The organism is Nonomuraea harbinensis (assembly GCF_019396385.1).
GTDB classification, from domain to species: domain Bacteria; phylum Actinomycetota; class Actinomycetes; order Streptosporangiales; family Streptosporangiaceae; genus Nonomuraea; species Nonomuraea ferruginea.
This window is the reverse complement of the sequence record NZ_JAHKRN010000012.1, coordinates 34071-54080: the sequence shown is the minus strand read 5'-3', so window position 1 is coordinate 54080 and position 20010 is coordinate 34071. Positions and strand designations below refer to the sequence as shown.

16 protein-coding genes are annotated in these 20010 nt (G+C 66.2%); 4 read left to right on the top strand and 12 right to left on the bottom strand.

Annotated features, from left to right (window positions below):
• Window positions 1-29: 29 nt before the first annotated feature.
• Window positions 30-755, bottom strand: coding sequence for an AfsR/SARP family transcriptional regulator (locus tag KME79_RS15205; protein WP_219544979.1), 726 nt, complete (start codon window positions 753-755; stop codon window positions 30-32).
• A 509-nt stretch (window positions 756-1264) separates the two neighbouring features.
• On the opposite strand from KME79_RS15205, the gene KME79_RS15200 reads away from it, so the two are divergent.
• Both KME79_RS15200 and KME79_RS15195 read left to right on the top strand, forming a co-directional pair.
• Window positions 1265-2266, top strand: coding sequence for a helix-turn-helix transcriptional regulator (locus KME79_RS15200; RefSeq protein WP_246639901.1), 1002 nt, complete (start codon window positions 1265-1267; stop codon window positions 2264-2266).
• Window positions 2267-2285: 19 nt separating this feature from the next.
• Window positions 2286-4118 (top strand): S9 family peptidase, encoded by a 1833-nt coding sequence (locus KME79_RS15195; RefSeq protein WP_219544977.1) that lies wholly within the window; start codon window positions 2286-2288, stop codon window positions 4116-4118.
• Window positions 4119-4169: 51 nt separating this feature from the next.
• On the opposite strand, the gene KME79_RS15190 is transcribed toward KME79_RS15195, so the two are convergent.
• The 9 genes from KME79_RS15190 to KME79_RS15150 form a co-directional block, all read right to left on the bottom strand.
• Complete coding sequence (locus tag KME79_RS15190; RefSeq protein WP_219544976.1) at window positions 4170-4448, bottom strand: hypothetical protein; 279 nt, start codon at window positions 4446-4448, stop codon at window positions 4170-4172.
• Window positions 4435-5007, bottom strand: a complete 573-nt coding sequence (locus KME79_RS15185) for an ATP-binding protein (protein ID WP_219544975.1) — start codon at window positions 5005-5007, stop codon at window positions 4435-4437. Before KME79_RS15185 ends, KME79_RS15190 begins: the two co-directional genes overlap by 14 nt.
• A gap of 134 nt (window positions 5008-5141) precedes the next feature.
• Window positions 5142-6269, bottom strand: coding sequence for a hypothetical protein (locus tag KME79_RS15180; RefSeq protein ID WP_219544974.1), 1128 nt, complete (start codon window positions 6267-6269; stop codon window positions 5142-5144).
• A gap of 1 nt (window position 6270) precedes the next feature.
• Window positions 6271-7128 (bottom strand): thiopeptide-type bacteriocin biosynthesis protein, encoded by an 858-nt coding sequence (locus KME79_RS15175; RefSeq protein ID WP_246639885.1) that lies wholly within the window; start codon window positions 7126-7128, stop codon window positions 6271-6273.
• A gap of 86 nt (window positions 7129-7214) precedes the next feature.
• Window positions 7215-8372, bottom strand: a complete 1158-nt coding sequence (locus tag KME79_RS15170; RefSeq protein ID WP_219544972.1) for a lanthionine synthetase C family protein — start codon at window positions 8370-8372, stop codon at window positions 7215-7217.
• A complete protein-coding gene (locus tag KME79_RS15165) occupies window positions 8369-11542 on the bottom strand; it encodes a lantibiotic dehydratase (RefSeq protein ID WP_308248921.1) in 3174 nt (1057 codons plus the stop codon). Before KME79_RS15165 ends, KME79_RS15170 begins: the two co-directional genes overlap by 4 nt.
• The gene (locus KME79_RS15160) at window positions 11512-11709 is read right to left on the bottom strand and encodes an FxLD family lanthipeptide (protein ID WP_219544971.1); all 198 of its coding nucleotides are present in this window, start codon (window positions 11707-11709) and stop codon (window positions 11512-11514) included. The genes KME79_RS15165 and KME79_RS15160 overlap by 31 nt, the downstream gene beginning before the upstream one ends.
• A gap of 59 nt (window positions 11710-11768) precedes the next feature.
• Entirely contained in the window at window positions 11769-13001 is a 1233-nt protein-coding gene (gene fxlM, locus KME79_RS15155; protein ID WP_219544970.1) for a methyltransferase, FxLD system, read from the bottom strand.
• A gap of 126 nt (window positions 13002-13127) precedes the next feature.
• Window positions 13128-13418 (bottom strand): hypothetical protein, encoded by a 291-nt coding sequence (locus KME79_RS15150; RefSeq protein ID WP_219544969.1) that lies wholly within the window; start codon window positions 13416-13418, stop codon window positions 13128-13130.
• Window positions 13419-13754: 336 nt separating this feature from the next.
• Here KME79_RS15150 and KME79_RS15145 point away from each other — a divergent pair, with 336 nt between their 5' ends.
• Together KME79_RS15145 and KME79_RS15140 are read left to right on the top strand one after the other, a co-directional pair.
• On the top strand, window positions 13755-14939 hold the full coding sequence (locus KME79_RS15145; protein ID WP_219544968.1) for a helix-turn-helix transcriptional regulator: 1185 nt from the start codon (window positions 13755-13757) through the stop codon (window positions 14937-14939).
• A gap of 17 nt (window positions 14940-14956) precedes the next feature.
• Window positions 14957-15436 carry a GNAT family N-acetyltransferase gene (locus KME79_RS15140; RefSeq protein ID WP_219544967.1) on the top strand — a complete coding sequence of 160 codons (480 nt, stop codon included), beginning with the start codon at window positions 14957-14959 and terminating at the stop codon, window positions 15434-15436.
• 204 nt (window positions 15437-15640) lie between these two features.
• On the opposite strand, the gene KME79_RS15135 is transcribed toward KME79_RS15140, so the two are convergent.
• Together KME79_RS15135 and KME79_RS46940 are read right to left on the bottom strand one after the other, a co-directional pair.
• Window positions 15641-18817, bottom strand: coding sequence for a type I restriction endonuclease subunit R (locus KME79_RS15135; protein WP_246639897.1), 3177 nt, complete (start codon window positions 18815-18817; stop codon window positions 15641-15643).
• Complete coding sequence (locus KME79_RS46940) at window positions 18817-19968, bottom strand: restriction endonuclease subunit S (protein ID WP_219544965.1); 1152 nt, start codon at window positions 19966-19968, stop codon at window positions 18817-18819. The genes KME79_RS15135 and KME79_RS46940 overlap by 1 nt, the downstream gene beginning before the upstream one ends.
• Window positions 19969-20010 lie beyond the last annotated feature (42 nt).

Sequence of the window (20010 nt, the reverse complement as noted above, 5' to 3'; positions counted from 1 at the left end):
GAGACGGAAATCCGAATGATCCGACCCCCTCATCCGGAGTCGACGATTTCGCAGTAGATCTGCTGCGTTTTGGAGGAGGGTTTTCTGCCTCGGGCGCGCAAGTGTTCACGTAGTTCGTCGTAGCAGTAATGCACAGCTTGGGGTCTGCCGAGACGGGCGTATACCTCCATTCGCCGCTGATAAAGGTGCTCGGCAGCGCCGTCGAGTTCTGTGGCGCGTTCGAGGTAGCCGACCTCACGTTCGGGCTGCTCCTCCAGACGAGCGAGTTCGGCGAGGGCTTGGACGATGCCGCGGTTCAGGACGTCCGCCGTCTGCCGCGCCCAGGCATGCGGAACGTCGGGCAGGTACGAGCCGGCATAGAGGTCGACGGCAGCAGTCAGCGCGGCGATCTTCTCCGGGCCTGTGGCAACGGCCGCCGCGGCGAGGAGGTCGCGAAGCTGCCAGACGTCGCAGACGTAGAGATCGGGATTGATCCGGTATCCGGTGCCGCCCTTGAACTGGATGACGACCCGTCCGTAGGTGCCGGGCATCCCCAGGGCATCGCACATCTTGGCGCGGGTCGCCTTGAGGAGGCCGGCGAACCGGTCGTGCTGAGCTTCGGCTTCGGGCCACAGTTTGTCGCAGGCGATTGCCTTGGTCAGCAGGGAAGAACGGTGCTCGGCGAGCAGGCCGAGGAGCGCCCATGTATCGGTTCCCCAACCACCTGCCGTGCGGTTGGGGCCCTCGATGGCGCGCTGGCCGATCAGGCGGATCACGCCGGGGCGAGTAGCTGGCGCGACGTCGAGAACGGCTGTGGGCACGGCGGGCGCCACGGGGACCGCCGCATCCCGCCCAGTGTCTGCCGCCAGGGCCCTCGGCTGGTGGGATTCTGCGAGTGGGACAAGCGAACGACTGCGCCAATTCAGCAAGCCGAACGTCACCGCGAGCCCGATCAGACCAGGTGCCACCAACGACGGTCCGGTCAGCTTCCTCATTGCCCTTCCGACTAGATGGCGCCGCATGCTGCCTCCCTTGCCTCTCCTGAGCGTTCACCCTGATCAGACCGTGCGCGGCGTCCTACCAAGACACGTGAAACCCTTCACGGCGGCTACTTACCGAGGGCGCGACCTCCAGGACCGCGAGAACGCCTACAGCGCCGAGACTCTGCGCCACGGTGCCGGATGGTGAAAACCCACCATCGCGCGGAACCACTCACCGCCGACACGACCGAAAGATGAGCATCACCTTCTGCAGTCACACCACTACTCTCTGACTGGGGGTGGTGATGGACGGCCAGAATCAGATCAACGCGCAGCGCCTGCTGCAGGGCGTCGTCCCGGACGAAATCTTCGCGTCGTACTCCAAGTTGCTCGCGGAGGACGGCTGCCCGGAGGACGGCGCCGCGTCCCTGCTCGGAGGATGCGACCAAGTAACGGAATTGACCGCCCGCGGGATGGCGCACCTCCGGCCGGACGGTCCGCTGATGCCACCGCGTCTCGTGCCCGCTCCCCCGGAGCTCGCGCTGCAGGGCGTCCTGACAGACCTCTCGCGCCGGCTCGTCAGCGATCAGGAGCGGCTGCTGTCCGGACACAAGCGGCTGAGCGAGTTCCACCAGACACCGACCGCCGCCTCCTCGAGCTCGGCGATGGACCGGCTGGTGCAGATCGTCACCGACCGGGACGAGATCAGCTCCCTGTCCTACGCGCTCATCAACGCCGCACGACACGACTGGCTCACGCTGGACAACTACGTTCTTGAGGCACCCGTCGAGGACTCCACCGGGTACGCGCCGCTACCGGTGTTCGAGGGCCAGGTCCAATGCCGCGCGATCTACGAGACCCGTTGCGCGGAGCATCCGATCGGCGCGAAAACGATCGAGGCTGCGGTGGCCGCCGGGGAGCAGGCGCGTCTGCTCCCTCGTATCGGGATGAAGATGAAGCTCGCGGACGAGGCGGTCGCGCTCCTCCCACTGACGCCCACCGGAATGGGCGGGGCGCTGCTTGTCCGCTCGCCAGTCGTCGTCGGCGCCCTCCGAGAGTACTTCGAGCTGCTTTGGGAGAAGGCGATCCCGTTCGGGAGCACGGAAGCCGTCGGCCCGCTCACCCCCGCGCAGTCGCAGGTGCTGCAACTGCTTACTCAAGGCCTGTCCGACGAGGCGATCGCCCGGCGGATGGACATCAGCGTCAACACGATGCGCAGGCACTGGACTGCCATTCGCGATGCGCTGGACGTGGAGACCCGCTTCGCCGCCGGAGCCGCAGCAGCGCGCCGCGGCTGGATCAACTGAACCCGAGAGGCCCTGTCACATGCCCGGTTTCCTGGACTTCGTCCCCGAGCAGCGTTTCCAGCCCACCCTCGCCTTGTCTCCGGACGGCCGGCTGGTCGCCTACTCCAGCCACGTCTCCGGACACTACGACCTGTGGGTCGTTCCCGTGGCCGGTGGCGAGCCGCGCCGCGTAGCGGGCTTCGACGACCGGACAGTCCGCCAGATCGCCTGGACGCCTTCAGGCGATCAGCTGGTCTTCACCGCCGACGAGAACGGGGACGAGCAGTTCCGCCTCTACCTCGTCGCTCAGGACGGCAGCGACCTGAGCGAGATCAGCTCCGGGCCGGACTGCCAGCGGTTCCTGGCCGGGTCGCCGTTCGACCCGACCGGCCGGTTCCTGGCCTACACCGCCAACGACCGCGACCCCGGCGCCCAGGACCTCATCGTCCACGATCTAGAGACCGGCGACCTCCGCCGTTTCACACCCCCCGAGGGAGTCGTGTTCGAGGCGGTCGGCCTCTCCCCCGACGGCCGCTGGCTGCTGTCGACCGGCTTCCGTTCCAACACCGACCTGGCCGTCTACCTCACCGACCTGAGCGACCCGGACGCCGAGCCGGTCTGTGTGACCTCCGCCATCGGCGAAGGCGTCTTCGATCCCGGAGTATGGGCGGCAGATTCCAGCGGCTTCCACCTGCTCACCGACCATTGGAGCGAGTTCACCGCCGCCGCCTTCTACGATCTCGCCACCGAAACCATGCGCCCGATCGCGCGGCCGAATTGGGACGTCGAGGTCCTCAACGCGGCGGCAGGAGTCCGCATCTGGTCAGTCAACGAAGGCGGAAGCTCCCGCCTGCACGCCGACCGCGACGGCTCCCCCATCGCGCTACCCGACATCCCGCCCGGCGTCATCTCCGCCCTCTCCCTGGCGCCTGACGCCTCCTTCGCGGTAGTCCTGATCAACTCCGCGGCGAGGCCGGCAGAACTGGCGGTCCTGGACTTGGCCCGCCACGAGTTCCGCTACCTCACCGACACCCGCCCTCCGGCCCTGCACGTCATCGACCCCATCGCCCCTGAGCTGATCACGTATCCGGCTCGCGACGGACGCGACGTCCACGCCCTGCTCTACCGCCCGGACGGCCCCGGCCCCCACCCGGTCCTGCTCTCCATCCACGGTGGCCCGGAGTCCCAGGAACGCCCTATCTACGCTCGCTCCGGCCTCTACCAGCACCTGCTCCACCAGGGGATAGCCATCCTGGCTCCCAACTTCGCCGGGTCCACCGGCTACGGCACCGCGCACCAGAAGCTCATCTATTGCGACTGGGGTGGCATCGACCTCGACGACCTGGACCATGGCGTCCAGTACCTCCACACCCTCGACTGGGCCGACCCGAACCGCCTCGCCGTGATGGGCGCTTCCTACGGCGGCTTCGCCGCCCTGTCCTGCCTGGCCCGCCTTCCCTATCCATGGGCCGCAGGCGTCTCCATGTGCGGTCCGAGCAACCTGCTCACCCTGGCGAAGGCGTCACCCCCCACGTGGAAGACCTTCGTCGCCACCGTCCTCGGCGATCCGGACACTCGCGCCGAGCAGCTCCTGGCGCGCAGCCCCGTCACCCACGCCGATGGCATCAACGCTCCCCTGTTCGTCCTCCAGGGAGCTCATGATCCGCGTGTCCCGCAGGCCGAGTCCGATCAGATCGTCGCTCGCCTGCGCGAACGTGGTGTCGAGGTCCGCTACGACATCTACCCCGACGAGGGACACGGCTTCACCAACCGTGCCAACGAACTGACCGCGTACGAGGCCATCAGCTCCTTCCTCTACACCCACTTGGTCGCCGTCACCGCCGACCGCCCCGAAGCGCTCCAGGTGAGCTGACGGTCCAGACACAACGGTGCCCACCCGTGGCTGGGGTGGGCACCGCAGGGGTCAGATGTAAGCGTCCACCTCGTGACCGTTGCTCCGCCCCCCGTCACCGACGGCGGACAGGAGGGAAAGCAGGTTGTGGCGGCGGTTCCACATCTCTCGGACGTTTTCCTCGACAGCGTCGAGGGTGCAGTCGAGGCTGACGTTGAAGTTGCCGACCTCGTCACTGCTGACGTAGACGAAGGTGACGTCGCACATCAGGGCGAACAGCTTCGCCCGCACGTCATTGCCGCGCCCCGGATACAGCTCATCGAGGACGGCTTCGAAGTTAACCGCGCTCATATCCGGCTTCCTCCTCGGGAGACGTCCTTGGCCGTACGCCGAGGGTCGGCCTGATAGCAGCAGGCCGACCCCCTTCATCTCGCTGCGGCGCCCGCACGCTGGATGGGCTGACCTTGGGTTCGAGATAGACCCACACCGTGTGCCCGGTCTGAGGGCTACCGATCAGCGAGAGCGTCATGGCGAGCTCACGGACGATCCCGAGGCCGAGTCCGCCCACCCTCTGCTCTGGCCCGCCCGGGTGACGCCTGAACTGGGGGATCCCGGCTCCGCCGAGGTCATAGACCCCAAGGTAGGCGGGACCGTTGTCCGGTAGGCGGATCTCGACCCCGAACCAGCCTCCGGCGTGACCGGAGCGGGTGTGCAGCAAGGTGTTGGTCGCCAGCTCGGACACGATGAGCCCGGCGTCGTTCTCGCGCCCCGTTCCGGCGAACAGCGCCTCGACCATGCGCCGGGCTTGCCGGACCTGGTCAGTTTCCCCGGGGAACACGCACCGCCACATCATCCGCTCGGGCACACGTGTCCGTTCCTGTTGTTCCTGCGGTTTCATCGCTGCGATCATTCGCGGTGTTCCTCCTGTGGTTGTCGGCGTCGTATCCGGGTGGACGCGACGGATCCCTATGGGGGATCGACTTCGCGTCCAGGGTCAAGTCGTCCAAGCACGTCGGGAGCGCTTTGGAAGGCATGAGGTGCTTCTCAACGAGCAACAGGCTGGCCGGACGTGGGGAGCAGAGACCTGGCCAGCGCTTCACGCGCGATCTTGACTGCAGCAGAGATCGAGTCGTATAGCGGCGCGGGAAGGTGCCCACGTCCGAGACCGGCAGAGGCCACCAACTCGGACAGACCACGGCTGCGGTCGTCGGCCTGCTCCGTCACGGCGAGATGGCCCAGTACGTCGCGAGCGGCGTACCCGTCTCCGGATTCGAGCGCCTCCATCATTACCTGAGCCAGGACCCGTTCCGTAGCGCCGCGGTCCAAGGCGTTGGTCAAGGTGGCTACGGTCAAACCGAATCGGGCGCGGAAGACCGCGTAGCCAGGCCTTGGTTCACTGCCGAGAAACTGCTGAACCATCGCCTGAACGTCCTCGCTGGCGGACGCGCCCGAGCACATCACGTGCAGGCAGGCTCCGACCTGTCGCTCCCAGGGCTCGGTCAGCTCGCACTCCTCCAGGACGTTCCGCGCGGCCTGGGGCGCGCCGTGCAGACAATGCGCGATGATCTCGGCTTGCCGTCCTTCCATCAGGTGGACTCCGATGCCGTTGTGGACCTTGGCGTGCGTGACTGCCTCGTCCCAGCGGCCGGTCATGGCCAGGGCGCGAATACCCTCAGCGAGATATTGCAGCCAGATCCACTCGCGGAGCTTGTGATGTTCTTGTCGCGTTCCTATGAGGCGGGCGGTGGGCAAGGTTTGCCCTTCGACAATGAGGTCGGTGCGTGCGGTCACCGCCTGGTAGACCGCATCGAGGAGTCGCAGTCCCTGGTCGCCGTTGCCGGCCCGGATCTGCAGTCGTGCCAGATTGAGAACGGGTTCGAGCATGTACTTGGCGTGCGGCACGGTGAGGTGGGCACCGGTCTGCCGGTAGACGCTGATGTGTTGCCAGCACAGATCACGGGCGAGGTCGCCGAGCCCGCAGTCGCTGGCTACCAAGGCCGCCTTGTTCAGTGCGTGGACCGCCTGGTGCAGGCCGTTCGCGCCCTGTTGCCGGGCGATGTCGGCGATCTCCGCAATCTCCCGTACCCGTTCCTGGAGGGAGGGGCAGGCTGGGCGGGGACGGCCGACGAGGGGAAACCGGCGTACGGCGGCGTGCAACGTCCTGAGGTCCATCTCAACTCCGAGGCAAAAGGGCGGCCGTCGCCGCGTGGGCGAGGACGCCTTGAGCGGCGGCTGACAAGCCCAACCGGTTCCAGTGAAAGATCAGTACGTGGGTGAGCACGGCGCGAAGACCGCGATCGAGGTGTCCCTGCGCCGCCGCGTCACCGAGCCGGCGACCGGCCACCTCGTACGCGGCGAACCAAGGTCTGGCGAACGCCATCGTGCCCGTGAGCAACGCGCTGTCGACCTGTTGAGCCGCCTGCAGGAGAGCCTGCATTTTCGGCGCCAGTGCCTGTATGGCCGAGGCATGGTCGGCGGACGGCGCCGGACGGATTTCGGCCACCCGTTGGAAGACGTCGCCGCGCTCGAACCAGTCGAGTCCCGCTTCTCGGAGCAAGGCACTGATCAACAGGAGGGAGCATTCACGTCGTCCCAGGCCGGGAGCCTCCTGGCGGGCATAGTCCAGCACTCCGCGGCTGTCGGCGCAGAACAGCTCGTGCACGATGTCGATCCCGTTCGGTCCGCCGAAGGCGAAGATCTCCGGCTCGTAGATGGCAGACCACCAACGAGCGATCGAGCGGACCTCGGCAAGCTCGCGGAGCGTCCGGTCCACGGCGGCCCGATCTGTTGTGCGGAGCCGTAGCCGCCAGCCCGGCGGCTTGCGCATGAACCACCAGCCCTTCACGACACCTTGGGCTTGGAGAAGGTCCAGCCGGGGTCCGAGGCACGTCGCACCGACCGACTGGCTCGTACTTCCGTCCGCGAACTCGATCGCGAGCTGGTACCACTCGCTATTCGTTCGCTGTTCCAGGGCGGAGAGGCCGGCCGCCTGAAACATCTGGGCGGCGTCGGCCAGCTCGACGGCGGACATGCCTATCCCAGCCGCTGTGTCCTCCAGATCCGAGCCGGAAAGCACGGCGAGAACGGCGGCGGCGACCCTCGCGGGTGAAGCGGCAGTCAGGTGATCAGCAGGCATGAGTCCCATCCCGAACAGGGCGGCGCATACACCGTCTCCATGGCCAGCCGAACTCCGGCTTCTCCGGTCAGCAGGCCGTCACCGTTGCCACGGCAAGCCCCGGCCTGCTTGATCAGAAGAGGGGCCAGCTCGGGAAGGCGCGCTGCGATCTCCCCGTCGAGCGCGTCCTGGGACGCTCTGTAGGCGGTCTGATACACCCCCGCCAAGCCGTGGCACAGACCAGCGTCACTCAGCCGGCGGAGCTGTCCCGCGGTCAGGCACGCTGCCATGTCCTCCTCCGCCGCCCGGCGCTGTGCCTGATCGCCCAGGGCGATGGCGCCGAGCTGGAGGGCGCGCGTGATGCCGGGCGTGCCGTAGCACCACGACGGACGGCCTGGGCCGGATTGGGTGAGCTGCCCGCTCCGCAGGTCCTCCCTGGTGAGCCACTGCGGCCACCAGGGACCATCCGCCGAAGTCTGCTTCCACTGCTCGAACCGGGACAGCAGGGAGGCGATCGCCTCACGTTGCCCGGGTGCGACGCAGCCTTGGCGAGTCGCCAGGGAGAGTACGGCGAGCAGACCTGCGGCGCCGTGAGCCATTCCCAGATTGGCGTGCCCACCTGGGGTGGGCAGGATGGGATCGGGGTCGTGCGGCACCCACCATCCGGGAAGCTCCAGTCCGTCCTCGTTACGGGCACAGGTCAACCGGATCAAATACCGCAGGATGCAGGTCAGGACGTCGTTCTCCGGCATGCGGCGTAGCAGCAGCGCCGCGATCCCGATGAGTCCGGAGAAGAGGTCGTACTCCTGGAACGTCGCCGGCTCTCCCCGGTCCATTCGAGCTGTCGCACTTGCTAGGCGACGGCGGGCGATGCGGAGCACGAGTTCGTCGAGCTTGAGCGCTGTCGAGCGGTAACGACGCTCTCCGTCCGCACTCGCGGAGTGGAGGACGAAGGCGATGGCGGGTGCGCCGTAGTACAGGCCGACGTGTTCGGCGACGTCGATCCTTCCGGATGCGGCCTGCCGCAGGTGGGCGTGGACGTTCTCCCAAGCTTCGGTCCCGGACAGGGCCCGCTCTATGTACAGCAGCGCTACTCCGGCCGCTCCTCGCGACAGCGATTGGGCAATCACCTCATCCGCGCTCCACGTCTCCACGCTCACAGAGCACCCACCAAGGCCAAGCGGCGTAGCGCGACCGCGCGAGCCAGGCGGTTCGTCACCTGCTCGAATGCCGGGTCGACACCGAGAGCTCGCACGTGGTGCTCGTGCAGCAGGGTGCGCAGCACCGTGGCCGGGTCGCGCTGTTCAGTGAGGATCTGACGATACGTACGGAGAGCATTTCCGCGTGCGTGCCACGCGGCGACGACGTCTTCTCCTTCGGGGAGGGATCGGACGGAAGCGAAGTCACCCGTGGGATCGCCCCATCGGAGAGCGTGGTCGCGCAAGGAACGGTCCAGTGGTCCTGTCGTCCGATCCAGGCGATGAATCAGTGACCGGAGCCCGGTGGCGGCGTCGGGAGCGAAGGCCACCGCCAGATGGACCATCGACGCGGCGGCCAGCGGCTGACCTGGCAGGCCGGAGCTCTCTGCGGCTGTGATCTGCGCGATCGCGGCCAAGGTGTCCGCGGCGAAAACCTGCTCGGCGGCCTGTAGGGCATCGCCATCACCGTACCGGCCGGGCTGCTCATAATGGGTGGTCAAGGCGAGCTGCCCGAGCAAGCCACGCGCTTCCAACTGTTCGGCGAACGCGGCCAGACGCACGGCGACCCTCCCATACTGACTACGGTCGGTCAGCCGTACGAAGAGCGCGAGGTGCTGGTCGGCGTCGAGGCGGATCATGTCGCGGTGCCGGCTCACCCACCAGCGGGTGACGAGGCCGCTGAGCTCGTCGACGAAGCTGGGGAGGTACTGCGTCAGGATCGCGTCGAACCGGGCAGGATTGCCGATCAGATGAGCGCGGACCACCTCGGAGGTACCTGGCCGGTGAACAGCTCCCGGGGGCGCGGTCGAGGGGAGCCTCGATGAGGACGGCCCGATCGCGGTCATGGGGATCAGCAGTTCGCCTGGACGCCCCATCCACTCCTGCCCCTCGGACGGGCCGTCCTCCTTCAACTCGATCCGTTCTGCCCGTTCCAGCCGTGTGCGGAGTACGGCACGGTCCATCTGACGGTCGAGGTCGAGCGGCAGGCGTAGCTCCCCGTGGCACAGCACCACCCGAGCCGGTACGCGCCACCGTGTACGCCATGCGTGAAGTTCCGACTCCCATCGGTCCCATGAGCCGTTGCTGGGCAGGTCAGCGGCGGAGAGGATCCAGCGGGCGGCGCACAGAACGGTACGTCGGTAACGGATGCGCGGAATGTACGGCAGAGTGCGAGCGGCGCCCGGGGTGAACGGCGTGAAGACCGCGCTTCGGGCCTCCGCGACCTCGGCGAGGAAGCGAGCCAGGGGCGGGCTTTGAACGACGGTGTCCAACGCGTGAGGGATCTGGGAAATCACGCGGCGGCCGGTGGAACGCTGAACCAGGTACATCTGCGCGGCATCGGCGGTGACCGCCAGGTCGTCGAGATCAATCGTCCCGGGCTCGGCGTGCTCGCTCAGGTGGATGGTGTCGTGGAGGAGCGGCGCGACACGTACGACGTTCTCGTTGTGCGGGCGTCGAGGCGGGAAGGACAGTTGGACCGTCACCACGTCGTCCCCGGCATGCTGGTAGCTCGCGGCGAGCCGGGCTCGATCGTCGTCATCGAGCAGGTAGGCGAAGCGCCCAGCCATGCTGGTGTGGGAGCGTGGGGCGGCCGTGATCCACAGCTCGAACTCGCCGCGGTCGATCATTTCGGCGGACTCGGCGTGCAGAGCCACGCCCAGCTCGATGCGCCGAGGCGGGACGACGGTGGTGTGATCCCCCACGGTCAACGCCTCAAGATGCGCCTCCGTGAGCGTGATCTCCCCACATCGGGAAAGCGCCGTTTCCTGAATGAGTGCGAGAAGAACGGCATCTCGCTCGGTCAGCATGCGCCAAGCGGGCCTGGCACGAGGTGCGCCGAGGTAACCGGGGGGATAGCCGAGGCCGACGTCGCCCACCAGCTCTCGTACGGGCACCAGGGCGCCCCGACCGTACCGGGCCAGGAATCGGGCGTGGTAGTCCATCCAGGCCGTCCGGCCGAAGGGCTCGGTGCACAGGCGCAGCAGGGCAGTGGCGGCTAGCTCTGCCTCCTTGAGCACGACTTCGGGGACTGTGATCGTCGCATCGAGCCGCACGTCGGTGGCCAGGCCGGCTTCCGGAGCGAGAACGTTCATTCGCGTGCAGGCCTCGGCGCGAACGGCGGCGGCCCCGGCCTGATCCGTGAGGGGGCCCTGGGGGGTGAGCAGGTCCTGCACGCATTCGAGCTGGCGTAGCAGCCCCGCGATGTCCGGCAGGTCTCGGCAGCCCGCGATGCGCAGAGCTTTGATCAGGTGCTCCAAGGGATCGACCACGGTCATCGGCGGGCGCAAGCTGGTGATGAGAACGCGCTGGTCGACCAAGGTGTGCAGCAAGCCATGGATCTTTTCCGGCGGTGTGGCGGGAAAGCGCCTGCTCAGTTCGTCGGCGAGTTCGTCGAACTGGATGGGCTGAGCGGCTGCGACCAACGCGCACCGCACAGGTCGGGTCAAGCGCACGGATACATCACGAAGAGGACCAGGGGTCCGCGCGCCGACCTCTCGCCGCGCGGCCACGATGAAGCGGCCATCGCGGATGACGCCGGCACTGTCGGTGATCACCTTCAGACGCGGACGCAGGGTGGGGTGCTGTTCGCATTGGTCGATCAGGTTCATGAGCCACTCGGCGTCCACCCGAGACCGAGCACGATGTCGCTTTCCGAAATCAGCTTTCGCAGGTCCCACCGTGGCCGTGGTCACTCCGGCGAACAGCCCGAAGGGGGTGGCGCGTCGCTGCCAACGCAGCAGATACGAGGTGGTGGAGAGGATGGCTCGTCGTAGGTCGGCGGTGGCGGAGTGCTCGCAACCGAGCAGGCGATCGATACGGCTGGCGAGGACGGGAGTGGCCATCCGCAGGGCCTCGCGTACGTCGTCGCGCGCCCAGGCCTTCGCCAGCCATGTCCTACCCTCGTGCTGGATCACCGTCTCATCGGACAGGTCGAGACGCGTCGGTAGCTCCAGGTCGCCTGGATCGGTGGTCGCGCGCACCATGACCAGGCCGGTGTGTTCGTACCGCGGGAGGACGGTCACAGTGATCCCTTCGGCATCGGTTACGAGCTGCGCCGTCGGCGCCCGCGAGACCCGGGCGCCGACGACTGCGGATGTGATCAGGAAGGGTCGTTGGAACTGGTGCTGCACGCGCTGGTGCTACAGGTGCTGCCGCACCCGTCGCCGGTGTCGCACATCATGACGACGAGCGACGTCGTCGCCTCGACGACGCGCATGTCCAGCTCGAAGTCCTCCTCGGCCACGACATCCGTGGGGTCCAGCGCCTCGGTGGCGTCGAGGGTCAGCAGTGGTGACATGGGATTCGTACTCCTTCGCATCGGGGTTCGGTGTGGGCACCCTGGCCCTTAGGGGTAATTCAGTCCGCGGGCCAGGAGATCGTGAGAAGACCGTGGGTCTTGTGGAGGACCGCCTCGTTCTCCAGGACACGGCCAGGGGCACTTCCGGCCGGCCAGTAGGCGAACGAGGGCTCGGGCCGACGCCTGGCTCGCGCGTCCCATGCCCGGATCTGTTCCACCATGGCGGTTGCCGGCTCGTCGCCGTGGGGGCCGTAGGCGCGTGCTCCGAACTCGACTCCCGAGCCTTCGGACGCGGGACGCACCGACAGGTAGGCGAAGGAGTCGCCGCGCACCACGGCGAAGGGGAACCAGGTCTTGCGCTCCTGCGCGAGTTCGGTCCCCTCTTCGGCGGCCATCTTGCAGAAGCCGGGCAGGAAGCTGGCGAGCCACAGATGCAGGTCGGCGAAGGACACCCCGTGTTCGATCGTGACGCCAGACCATGCCTCAGTCCGTTCACCGGCGAGGACGCCGTTCAACAAGGTCGGCTCGACAGGCGGACCGTCGTCGAACCGGAGGGTGACGAGGCGCCCCCGCGCGTCCGGCAGCCCCAACTCCCTGTCGATATGCTCCCCTGCCCCCTGCATCGGCACGAATCCGCACACCACTGCGGAGGTGCTGACCAGATGATCACCCTCTCGACGGAAGGCGATGGAGCGGCTGACGCCGTTCATGCGCAGCGGCAGCACGAGCTTGCCGTCCGGAGCCAACTGGCGCAGCCAGGCCGGAGACACGTCCCACGCGCCGACGGTCACGATGATCGCGTCGAACGACCCGTGCCCCGGTATCTCGGCCTGGGCGTCAGCCGTGATCACGGTGACCCGATCGGCGTATCCCGCGGCCTCCAGCAGGGCGGTGGCACGGTCGGTCACCTCTGGATCGATGTCCACGCTGACCACCTGGCCGCCGGTTCCGACGACTTCGGCCAGCAAGGCCGCGTTGTAGCCGCCGGAGCCGATCTCCAGCACGCTCATGCCCGGCCCCAGCTCGGCTTGTTCGATCATGGCTACCTGGATGTACGCCGCGCTCACCGAGGAGATGGCGATGCCGCGTTCATCCCTCTTGGTCACCACGGCGTTGTCGACGGCATAGGTAACTTCCAGCGGCGTATCGGCCGGAACGAACGCGTGCCGCGGCACCGTACGGAAGGCTGCCTCCACCGGCGCGGACTTGATGTGTCCTGCCGCGATGAGCTCGTCCGCGAGCTTGTCCCTGAGCTCAGCGGCCCGAGCCTGTTCGCTGGTGTCGTCTGTCATGGATGGCTCCTCTTCGCGGTTTGTGGTGGTCAGGGGATGCCGTCGCCGCATCCCCGCGTTGGCGTGGTTCACGCTGAACTGGGCCATGTCCGGTGTCCACGAACACGCCGCACGGTGGACTGGCGCTCATCCTGGGTGGTCCAGGAGCCTGTCACGCTCTGGCGTCTGCCCCCGGCGCAAGTGTTCGGCGTGGTGCTGCTTGAGCAGGGCGACGTACGCGGCGACGGCCGTGATGTAGCGCCCCCGGGCGGTTTCTTCGTACTCGCCCGTCACCTCGGCGGGTCGCAGCACGAAGTACTGCCCACCGAGGGACGCCAGTTCGAAGGCACCGCAACATGCGGTGTGCCTCACGCGGACGACGTCGCCGCCGGGCAGCACGTGCGGCTCCCACGCGAGATCCGCAGGTGCTGATGCCACCGCCCCTGGCTGGCAACTGGTATCGGTCATGGCGCCTATATCCCGCCTCTTGCGGTACGAACGGAGACGTGTGTTCGGGGAAAAGCACAAACCTCCGGCCATGGGCTGGCCATACTGTCCGACAGGGAGGATTCGCCCAAGCCTCCCACGCCCAACATTCGATGCTCGACAGCGGTCGACATGAATGACCCAGCATCGGGATCCGTGAATGCAAACACGAATCCATTCGACCGGCCATTCCCTAGCGTGGGAAGCCGAGAGACTATGAAACGAGTGGATGTCCCATCGTTTCCGCTCCTTGCGAGGTACCGGGTCATGGCCTCTAAGATCCAGCCGATGACGAACCGATTGCGCGAAGAGCGCGAAGCCCACGGGTGGAGCCAGAGTGATCTCGCCCGCAAATTGATCAAAGCGGCGGCCGATGCCGAGCACAAGCCGACACGGCTGCCGTCAATCGAAAGCCTCAAAAGGAATATATATGGATGGGAAGCGGGAAAGCATGACGCAAGCCCGTTTTATCGCAGACTGTGCGCAACCGTGCTCAACATGTCTGAATGCGAACTCTTCGGGGGCTCCGGGTACGAGAACCTGCGCCAACGCCTCGACGACGTACTGGCGGCAGGCACGATGAGCAACGCGACACTGGACGACTGGGAGCGTGCAGTCGTCCTCTACGGGCAAGCAGCCCACACCAGGCCGGCCAACCTCCTCGTCCACGACCTGGCTGCAGACCTCACCGACCTGCACCAGGCCCTCGCGGAGAACAGGTCGGCCTCCACCAAGCGCCGGCTCACCCGGGCAGCGGCGCACATGGCCGGACTCATGTGCCTGACCCACATCAAGCTCGACGACCGCGCCGCGTTTCGCCGCTGGGCCCGAACGGCTCGCCTGGCGGCTCAGGAAGCTGAAGACCCGTGGACCTACTCCTGGGTGCTCGCTCAGGAGGCATACGGCCACTTCTACGCGTGCGACTACCTGGAGGCCATCGACGTCGCCAGGGGCGCACAATCGCTCGTGAACACATCCGTGGGTGCAGTCCTCGCGGCCGCCTTGGAGGCCCGAGCGCAGGCCGCGCTCGGACCCGTACGCGCCGGTGAGGCTCAAGCGGCGCTCGCGCGGGCGGAGGGCCTTCTCGCCTCGCTACGCCCTGACGAGATCAACGATTCCGCCTTCGGCTACAACGAGGCCCAGCTCTACTTCCACCGGGGCAATGCGTACACCTACCTGGGTGACACCAGGGCAGCCTGGCAGGCTCAGCAGCGGGCTCTCGAACTGTATTCTGCGACGGACTATCTGGATCGGGCGCTCGTCGGCCTGGATCGGACCCTGTGTCTGGCGCGCGACGGTGACAGCGCTGGTGCTCTGGAGTACGCGGCGGCTACGCTCGTCCCGCTCACGAAGGATCAACGCGAGGGCATCATCAATCTGCGTGGCAGGGAAGTCCTCGAGGTCATACCGCACGGGCAGAAGGCTCTGCCAGCTGTACGGCAGCTTCGTGAGCTTCTGTCGTCGTGCGACTGAGGAGGAATCCAGCTCACGTGACGATCAAAGTGGAGCCCGCGGCCTCGGATCACATCGAAGCTCTTGTGAAATTGCTGGAGGAGATGGATCGGTACTACGGCGCTACGGAGCTGGACTCAGTGGAGGTACGTACTCGGCAGGTTCACCAAGCCCTCTTCACCGAACCTCGTATTGCATTCGCGTTACTTGCCTGGCAGGGTGAGCAGCTCGTCGGCGTCGCGTCCTACTCGTTCCTGTGGCCCGCCGTCGGGCTGACGCGGTCGCTGTACCTGAAAGAGCTCTACGTGGCAGAGTCGGCGCAGCGCCAAGGGGTGGGGACGGCTCTAATGGACGCGCTGTTTGCGCTGGCGGCCGAACAGGAATGCAGCAGAGTTGAGTGGACCACCGATCGCGAGAACGCAAGCGCGCAGCAGTTCTACGAGAGGCTTAGCCAGAGCGAGTTGCCTACCAAGCTGTTTTATCGGGCCACCATCTCTACAGCCCAGGACCCGTCCTAGCCAGATGAGAATCGAGCACCCGATGAGCTCTGTCCTGCCGATCGACAGCCACAGGGCCCTGGGCCGAGGGTCGAGGGAGAGGTTGTGCCGGTAGATCACGCACCCCTCGCCATACGACAACTCCAGGCGCGGAGCCTACGACGGTTCCGAAGCCCCTTCACCAAAGGCAGCTTGACGCTCAGACCCTCGGCAGGCGCAACCCTGTCACACTGACTTGCCGGTGCTGAATGCCTCAAGATCCTTAACCAAGCCGGCCTGCCCCTTATCGATCGCGGCCTCATAGAATGCGTCGGCGAGCGCCATGGTGATCCCCTTGATCGCAGGCCCGTCGCTGAAGAAGTAGTCAGCCATGGTGTTGTGCGCCTCCTGGTTATCGGCGACGACCTCGGTAACAGCGGACTGGAAGTCCTGCGACTCCATGAACTGCTTCTTCGAGTTCACACGGGTTTGCTGGACCAGGTCCGGGTTGTCGAGCAGTCGCTGCACAAGCCCCTGCACGAACTCCCGGATCTGGGACTCGGCGAACGACTCAGCGCCGAAGAGGTCGTTCATCTTGTCGATGACGACCTGGAGCGCGACATACTTCGGCTCCTTCTTGGCGCCGGTTCCCGCTGCGCTGATCCCCTTCAACTGCCCGTCTCCGGTCAGCGAGATGTCAACCGCGATCTTCTTGGTGTGCTTCACACCGACCAGGACCACGTCAGAAAGGTCGACCTCGGCGCTCCACGAGGATTCGGCGATAACCTTCTCCAGAAGCCGGAGGAAGATCGAGAGCATCTCCATGTACGGGTCGCCGTAGTCGACGATCTGACTCATGAAGTCATAGAGCCGCACGTAGGTGGAGACATCCTTGCGGAAGAGATCGAGAGTATTGAGCGTGACCTTGTCCTCAGCCTCGATCGCTGCCGCGTAGCGACGCCGAAAGTCGTGCTGGGCCGGGCTGATCGCCGCCGAGAGCGCGTTGTTGCCCTTGCGGGTGACCCATAGCTCAGCGACCTGGCGGACCTGCTCCTCGGTGTAGATCCCCGCCTGGGCGAGCTTGTTGGCCAGGTGTATGACGACGTACGGGTTGGTCTCGGTCTCCAGGGTGGCATTGGTGAAGTACGGCTCGAAGGCGGCCCTGATGTCGTCAGGCTTGTTGGCGAAGTCGATGACGAACGTCTTGGCCTTCTGCTCCCCGCCGGCGGTGCGGTGGGTGCGGTTGAGCCGGGAGAGCGTCTGCACGGCGGTGACCCCGGAGAGCTTCTTGTCGACGTACATCGCCGAGAGCAGCGGCTGGTCGAAGCCAGTCTGGAACTTATTGGCAACCACCATGATCTTGTACGTCTCGCCCTTGAACGCCGCGGCGAGGTCGGCACCCGCTCCGGGGTTCATCTTGGCCTCGGTGAACTCGTCGTCCTTCGACGGCGTCGGCCCCCAGTCCTGGCTCCACTCGTCGTTCTCTGCCATCGACACCGATCCGGAGAACGCGACTAAAGCCCGGTAGTTGTAGGACGCGTCCTCGGCAGCTCGCTTGGCGATGTAGGCGTCGATGGCTTTCCTGTACTTCACCGCGGCCTTGCGAGAGTCGGTGACGATCATAGCCTTCGCCTTGCCCTCCAGCAGGTGGGCGACGTTGGCGTGGAAGTGCTCGACGATGATCTGCACCTTCTGGCTGATGTTGGTGGGGTGCAGCTGAACCCAGCGCATCAGTCCCTTGCGTGCAGTCGACTCCTCGACCTCGCCACCGTCGCCGCTCTCGGCCTTGCCTGCGATCTTCAACGCGGTGTCGTAGGACTGGTAGCCCTTGAGCACGTCGAGGATGTAGCCCTCCTCGATCGCCTGCTTCATCGAGTACAGGTGGAACTCGCGCGGCTTGCCGTCCGGCCCCTTGCGGCCGAACAGATCCAGAGTCTTGTTCTTCGGAGTCGCGGTGAAAGCGAAGTAGGAGATGTTCTCCGACTCGGCCCGCTCGGCCATCTCCGAGGCCAGAACCGCCTCGATGTCGATCGAGCCACCGTCCTCGATCTCCCTGATCTCCTCGGCGGTCAGGACCTGCGTTAGTTTCGAGGACATCCGCCCAGACTGAGAAGAGTGCGCCTCGTCCGCGATGACGGCGAACCGCTTGCCCTTCAGGCTGGCGTCGGTTCGGATCTCATCGTGTGCGTGTGGGAAGGTCTGCATCGTCACGGCGATGATCAGCTCGCCGTTCTTCAGCGCCTGCGCCAGCAGGCCGGACTTCGACTTCGCGCCGGCCTTGCGCACGTCCTCGGGGCTGATCGTCGCGACGATCTTCCCGCTGCCGTCGATCTGCCGGATCGCGTCCTGAAGCTGCCCGTCGAGCACCGTGCGGTCGACGACCACAATGACCGAGTCGAAGACCTTCTCATCATCGACGTGCAGCCGAGCGAGACGGTGCGCCGTCCAGGCGATCGTGTTCGTCTTCCCCGACCCCGCAGAATGTTCGATCAGGTAACGCTGACCGACGCCCTCCTCAGCCACGGCGGCCACGATGTTCGTGACCGCCTCCCATTGGTGGAACCGGGGGAACAGCATGCTCGTACGGCGCACCGACGTGCCGGTCGCCACATCCCACTCCTGCTTGGTCTCCACGAGCATCAGCCGGCCGATGATGTTGAGCCAGGCGTGCTTCTCCCAGACCCGCTCCCACAGGTACGCCGTCGCCGACCTCCCGTTCGCCCCGGGCGGGTTCCCTGCACCTTCGTCGAAGCCGGTGTTGAACGGCAGGAAGTGCGTCGTCTCGCCCTCGAGTCGGGTGGTCATCGCGGCCAGGTTGTTGGAGACCGCGAAGTGGACCAGCGCCCGATGCCCGAACGACAGCAGCGGCTCGCGCCGACCGTTGGTCATCGGGTTGCGGTGCTTCTGGTACTGCTGGATCGCCTCGTTCAGCGACTGTGTGAAGTCGGTCTTCAGCTCCACCGTCGCGACCGGGAGCCCGTTGACGAAGAACACCAGGTCGATGCTGCGCTGATCGGCGGTTGAGAAGCGCACCTGCCGCATCACCCGGACTCGCATCGCCGCATACTCGGCGTTCGTCGTCTCGTTCAGCGTCGTCTCGGGCCGGAACTGCGCCATCTTCAACCGGCCACCGCCGATGTACTGCACTCCGCTGCGCAGGATGTTCAGCATCCCGCCACCGTGCTCCAGCGGCTTATCGAGGGCCGTCGTCAGTACGTCGAGGAACTTCGCCCGCGATCCCGCCGCCTTCAACGCCTTCTCGTACGCCGTCTTCTGGGTCGCCTCCAGCCACGCGAACAGGTCCTCGGGGAACAGCGCCCGCTCACGGTCATAGCCGGTGTCGTTGACTGAGTACAGCCAGCCATGGGCCGCGAGGTGCTCGCAGATCTCGGTCTCGAAGACGACCTCGTTGTGGTCGGCCATCACGCGGCCTCTCGTACGTCGATCTGACCTCTTACCACAGCCGTGATCAAGGCAGCCCGTCGCTCACGGGCGAGCTCGATGAACCGCTCGGCCTCAGCAGTGAGCGCGTCGATCTTCGCAGTCTGCTCATCAAGGTATGCTGCGATCCGCCGCTGCTCATCCAACGGTGGAACCGCGATCTTGAAGTCGGCGAGCAATGGGCGCCGTAGCGATTCCATGGTGACCGTGTTGCTCCCCGCGAGCGCGACCGGCCGGAGGAACGTGGACAGGAAGTAATAGAAGTACCAGCCTGAGATGCCTGCAAAGTCTTTGAAGACATAGACACGCTGGTGTGCTTCGAACTTGCCCTTGAAGTAGTGGAAGACCTTGCCTGTGCCCCCCTGACCGTCGCCAGGTGTCATGACCGCTTCGCCGTCGAAGGAGTAGTGGCCGATACGCAGGATTTCGCGACCGCGGACATAGAACGGGTAATCACCGTCCTCAGTAGCATTTCCCGAGTCTTCGGAACCAGTGGTGATGGTGCAGAGGTATCGGGTCGGAACCATTCGCCAGTGCCTCGGTATGGCACCCAGCAATTCCACTCCAGACGGCCTTTTATCTGCGGCATCGAGGCCGGATAGGAGCGCCGAGCGGATCGTTGCCTCGCGCCGCTCGCGGAGCATCTCGATCAGACGTTGCTGCTCCTCGATCAGCGTGTCGATGCGGGCGGTCTCGCGGTCGAGGTAGTCGGCGATGGCGCGCTGCTCCGCCGCCGGGGGCAGCACCAGGGGGATGCGGGCGAAGGTACTCCAGTTGCGGAAATCAACGCTGCGCTCTCGGACGTTCGGCGCCTGGGTGGCGAGGAAGCCGGAGGTGCCGAGGTGGCGTAGCAGACGGGCAAGGTAACCGGGATCGTCGCCAGCGACGGGCTCACAGACATGGTAGACGGGGGAAGCGTTGCCGTGGCTGTCGGAGACGCCGACTGCGCCAGCGAAACCGTCGAGCGCGTGGAAGACCAGATCGCCGGGACGGATCTCCTGGTAACCGTTCTCGGTGTCCGAGAAGGTGTAGCCATCCTCACGGCGGTTGGAGCGAAGGGTCACGATGCCGTCCCGATAGGCGGTGATGACACCGAGCCCGGGCTGAGCCGGGCGGTCTAGCGGACGGAGCACCCGGCGTATGGTCGTCTGGCGCCAGCCTGCTCGCGGAGCCGG